The following is a 5,398-nucleotide window of genomic DNA, read 5'->3' as shown; positions in this document are numbered from 1 at the left end:
GATATATATAATAGCTAAAATTGCTCCTATGAATGTACCAAAAATGCAAATTAGTGCTCTTCTTGGTTTTTCTTTCAATTCTGGCTCGACTGCGGGGTCTATAGTTTTGAATATATATTCATCTCTAACTTCAGCAAACATAATTACCTTCGCTTGCTCTTCGATAAGTTTATATAAAATTACTTTAATATCAGCAACATTTGTCTGATTAATTTTTTCCTCTAAAAATCGAGTACTGCGCAGTGCTTCAATAACATCTCTCTCTTTCATATATTCATTGATATCTTTGACTAAAAGTTCCACCCATTTCTGGGCTATCGTAGGAGAATAATGTTCAACAGTTATAGTTACTAGTCCTGTATCTAAAGATTTATTGACACTTACTAATTCTGATAATTTCTTATACGCCTCTTGCATTGAAGGTTCTGGCGTAAATGGAGGTTCAACTTCGCGAATCCATTTTTGTGAAAAAACATCGTAAACTTCAGCATTATAAATTAATTCACCATCAGCCCGACTCCACGATTCAGCAGCCATTAGATCAGGCAAAATTTTATGTCTTTGAATAAAATCACTCGCAAACTTACGAGATTTTAATACTTCTATGGCAAGCAGAGTTTTATCTGTCCCTCCTCCCTTAGCTCCTAAGTTCATCCCAGCTAAACTGGCTAAACCGCCGAATTGAGATGCTAAAACATTTAGCCCACTGTTCTGCTCTTCAGCTGCAGGAGCCAGTAATGCTTCAGATTTATAGATATTAGGTAAGTAGAGAGCAAGCGCTACTGACCCAATTGCGAATACGGTAGTAATGCCGATAATCAACCATTTACCCTGCCAGATGACTGAAAAAAGTTTACGAAGATCGATTTCGTCACTTGTTACTTGGGAAAAGCTGGTGTCTGTTTTGTATTTTGAAACTTCAGTGGACATTGGGAAATTGTCTCATAATATATGGTATATGTAGTGAGTAACGGAATGATCGCAAGCTCACTTACAGTGACAATGAAGGCTCGTAGAAGAAAAGCTTGCGACCCTTTGTTTTCACGGCTTCGCGCTTAAAGTCCTGCTATGACAGACACTGCAACAGCGGTGTTGTAGATAATGCCAGTGACTTGGCTCCAAAGCGTTAGGTTATCTTTGTATTCAGTATCTAACGGTACAACTATGGTATCGCCTGGTTCCATTGAGCTGCCACCATTGAACCAAAAAGATGATTCTGGCATTTGAACTGAACCATCAGCTTTCAGAACATATGAGCGTGATTCATCAGCACGTTTACGCGCACCTCCGGATAAAGCGAGATATTGTTCAAAGGTCAAACCTTGCTTATATCTGTGTGTACTTGGATGTTGCACTTGACCCATAACTGAAATCGTTTGATTGGTTGGTGGAATATACAAGGCATCAGCATCTTCAAGCATAAGGTTAGCACTCTCTATCCCCAGTTCTATGGCATTGACATCAACGACTAGTCGACCCACAGTTTTGACATTCTCAAGCTCATTGAGCATCTGCTGTGCATCATTATAGCCAATGGTTGGTGTATCTTTTGTCAACGCTTTTGCGGCAATCTCACGACGCAATTCATCAGCAAGTTTTGATAACTCAAGTTGCTCTTTATCTTTTACTAATTTACGTAAAAATACCGCACTGCGAGGAGCCGCATCGCTCGTCAAGCCCCCCGCTCTCGCCAAGACATCTTTTAAGCTTTCACCACGCTGGATACTATAAGTACCAGGGAATTTAACTTCCCCTTTAATCGTAACCCAACGATTCTCCTGCCAATCTGGAAGTGTACGTACAGTTAAAATGTCGCGACTCTGCAGTTTGATATTTACTGCAGGGTCATTTTGCATTACATGGTCTAAACTTAATTGAACATGCTCAATAGACACCCCATTTTGCTCAGAAACATTTTGACGTGTTAATTCTGCCGCAAGTGTATAAGCACCTTCCTCTAATCCACCCGCCGCGATCAGTAACTCCTTAACATCGGCATTAATCGTAATCGGGTATTGCCCAGGAAAACGTACGTTACCATTAATGTTAACTAGCTTAGCAGCATCGCCAAAACGACTTTGCTCTCTCAGCTTCTGAATTATTGGTTTTAGTAACGCTTCACGGTCTGCATAATCAAACACTATGATTGAATCACGCGGATTTAATTGAGGATTATAGTGTGATTTAGGCTCACCTATTGCTCGTCCAAGGGCAATACGCTCAACTTGAATATCGCCACGTTGGTTTATTTCACGAACAAGTAACGCGTAATCTAAATCAGCAGAGATTGTGAGATCGCCCCAAATTGATGGGAGTAAATCAGCAACCGTCAAATCCTTCGTCCATTGATATTTACCAGGACGAACCACAGCACCAGCGACAGTAATCGCATTATCGATACGGCTTGAGGCTGACCTGACGTTTAGGAGGTCGCCATTTTTAACTAAGGTGTTTAAACCACCATTTTCTGTTAAATCAACACTTACTACAGTTTTAACTGATTCGTTACTATAACGTTCGACTGTGCTGGCTTTAGGATAAGCACCAGGGTTTAAGCCACTCGCCATGCGAATGACATCGGCCATTGTTTCATTATTTTTAAGCTCATAGATTGCAGGACGACGAACTTCACCCATCACACTCACAGACCCACCTGAAGATGGAATAAACACAACATCACCCGATTGTAAACGAATATCCCCAGATGCATCACCACGCAGAAGTAAATCATAGAGATCTAGGCGACCTACGGTTTTACCTGCTCGTTTAATTTGTATGTCACGCAAGCTACCAATTTGATTCACACCACCGGAAATAAATAATGCTTGAGTGATCGTCGATAAACTAGAAACAGTGTAGGAGCCTGGTTGAAAAGCATCACCAGCAACAAAGATACGAATTGACCGTAATTCGCCCATTGTGATATTTGACTCTATGCCAATCATACTTTGGGTAATTTTTTGCTGTAACAATTCGCGTACTTCTGAAAAACTCAAACCAACAAGCGATATTGGCCCTAAACCCGGAAATTGAATTGCTCCATCACGACCAACGGTTAGTGTGTACTGATTATTCTCTTTACCAAACAACTGAACATTTAAGCTATCACCGGGGCCAATCATGTACTCAGCAGGCACTGGCACATCGCTAACTGGTGCAAAAGTGCTTGGCGAACCCGCAAAGAGATCGTAACCAAAACGCTTTAATTGATTTTCTTTTTTGTCTTCAATAGCTTCAACCTTTGCCTCTGACTTCGTCGCCTGGTTTAGCTGGTCACTTTCAGATTGGTCAACTACGTCATTATTGGCAGCACGTGGAGTCACCACAGTTGGATTTTCAACTACTGTTTGAGCAGCTGAACCACCAGTGATCATCGAAGGGTCAACGCCATATTGACGTGCTAGCCTTTCTTGTTCTGACTTAGGTAAAGCTTTGAACTGCTCGATCATCTGTGGAGATGGCGTAATGGCATTAGCCTGCGCGCCCATCAAAATCGCGGCACTTATGCCTAGTATGATGAATTTTTTGACTTGTCGTAGCACCAGATATCTCCGTTTATAAAAATGAGTCAAAGCTTATTATTGGATTTTTAGAGGTAAAACCTGAGTTTCACATTCAAACACTCGGCAATCAAACGCCATTTAGAGTGTACAAAAAACTAACGATTCTTTGGGGTAAATGTTGGATTGTTTACATCATCAAGCAGCTACGGTTAATCGTATCATGGCTGAATAAAGGTAAAATTGGACATATTAATGGCTATTGGGGCTCCCTGCATTACCCATTTAATGAAGTTAATGAAGAAACTGTTTTTCGATAAATATATCCCTATATACCTGCCAGTTCGGTATCCGTACCTCTCGTTCGAGGGATCAACCTGCGGCTTCTCACCTTTCAGACACGCTATCGATCCGAGTGGCGGCCCGAGGCCTTCGGCGTCCGCTTAACGAATGAAACTTTTCATTCGTTGCCTTTCAGACACGCTACCGCCCATAGATTGCGGCTTCTATATTGCCCTTCGCGACGCGAAAACTCATATTTTTCATGTAATAAAACCTCATCATTCTTTATAAAAAGAATTACAAGGCTCCAACCCATTTGAATTTCTAGCGAGTGATATCACCACTCTTGTGGGAAAAACACGCCAAATTATTAATTAGAACAAGACTATCGCAGCCTAAACCAAATAGTCACCTAAACGTCAATGCAGGCCTTAAGCAGCTAAGCTTGCGCATCAACTAAAGATTCATTTTTAACAACATACCAATGACGTTAAGAAGAATAAACGACAATCTTAAAGTCTGGTTACATAAGTTTACTTCAAACCCGAAAGCTTGACTGGTTAATTAACAAGCAATTGCAAGTCAATGTTTCAAATTTTAGAGATAAATTAAAATCTTAATGATTTGAATTTTGTAAAAATCCATAAAAACCTTATTATTTAATAACTTAACAAAACGTTATCCATCTCTGGCAAAAAGCCTTAATAATAAGAATAGTCAATTTCCTACAAATATTTCATCTTAATTCTTACAATGAAACTTGTGTCAATTAGTTAACTACAAACTCTTTCAACCGTTTGCTCAGGTACAGTAACCGTCTTTATCTGCCCCATAATGTTAAAAAGAACATGGCAACGTTTATTTGGGCATTTTTCTTGAAAAATGCCTTCGAGATCAACAAAGGGCCCATCTGTAAAACGAATTTTTTCCCCCGTTTTTAGCTCTAATTCTTCGGCTAATACTGTTTGGGAAGGCGTTAGTTCTTTCATGCGAATGGCATGGATAATTCTGTCGTCAATGGGCGTCATTTTCTCTTGACAATTAACGATTCGATTCACACCACGAGTAGAATGGACCTGCCTGACACTTGTCTGGCTTGGGTCAAAATTGATGAATAAATAATTTGGAAATAGTGGTACACGACAAACTTGTTTGCGCCCGCGCTGAGATTTCTCTTCAGAGACCATAGGCAAATACGTCTCTAAATTTTGAAGTGCTAAGTTTTGTTGTGCTCTCGCTTCACTACGAGGTTTACAATACAAAAGGTACCATGCCTTCATAAGCTAATCTCACTACCCTATAAATAAGTGATGTCCATTCACGGGTCGCAATCATAGCAAAGATGCTCAAGTCGGTGGAAGTAATTTTTCGACTATTCCAGTCTCTCGCTCGGTATGCATACAATGACGCTCACATTAACTAGGGTCTGTTGATCTTTGCTGTGCAAATGTTGTTCAGCAATACATCGGCAGCCACATTAACATAAACACCAGTGACACCATACTGGCGTAATTTCTTGCTAGCTTGTCATACCTTGTTGATATTGCTCGATAGTGTTTTATTCTTCCAAAAGCATTCTCCACTAAATGTCGATACCGATATAAGCACCAATCGAC

4 protein-coding genes are annotated in these 5,398 nt (G+C 40.3%); all 4 read right to left on the bottom strand.

From position 1 onward, the window contains the following. Window positions 1-930: Wzz/FepE/Etk N-terminal domain-containing protein (locus KFE26_RS23240; RefSeq protein WP_212601873.1), on the bottom strand; the 930-nt coding region annotated here is incomplete at its 3' end. 125 nt (window positions 931-1,055) lie between these two features. Further along, entirely contained in the window at window positions 1,056-3,542 is a 2,487-nt protein-coding gene (locus KFE26_RS23235; RefSeq protein WP_212601872.1) for an SLBB domain-containing protein, read from the bottom strand. Between the two features lie 1,013 nt (window positions 3,543-4,555). After that, entirely contained in the window at window positions 4,556-5,062 is a 507-nt protein-coding gene (gene rfaH, locus KFE26_RS23230) for a transcription/translation regulatory transformer protein RfaH (RefSeq protein WP_105251953.1), read from the bottom strand. A 174-nt stretch (window positions 5,063-5,236) separates the two neighbouring features. Next, window positions 5,237-5,398 (bottom strand): transposase (locus KFE26_RS23225; RefSeq protein ID WP_212601874.1); only part of this gene is annotated, 162 nt, incomplete at its 5' end.

Source organism: Shewanella sp. M16, assembly GCF_018224605.1.
GTDB classification, from domain to species: Bacteria; Pseudomonadota; Gammaproteobacteria; order Enterobacterales; family Shewanellaceae; genus Shewanella; species Shewanella oncorhynchi.
Note: the sequence above shows the minus strand (reverse complement) of the source record. Positions and strands in the feature narration are given on the sequence as shown.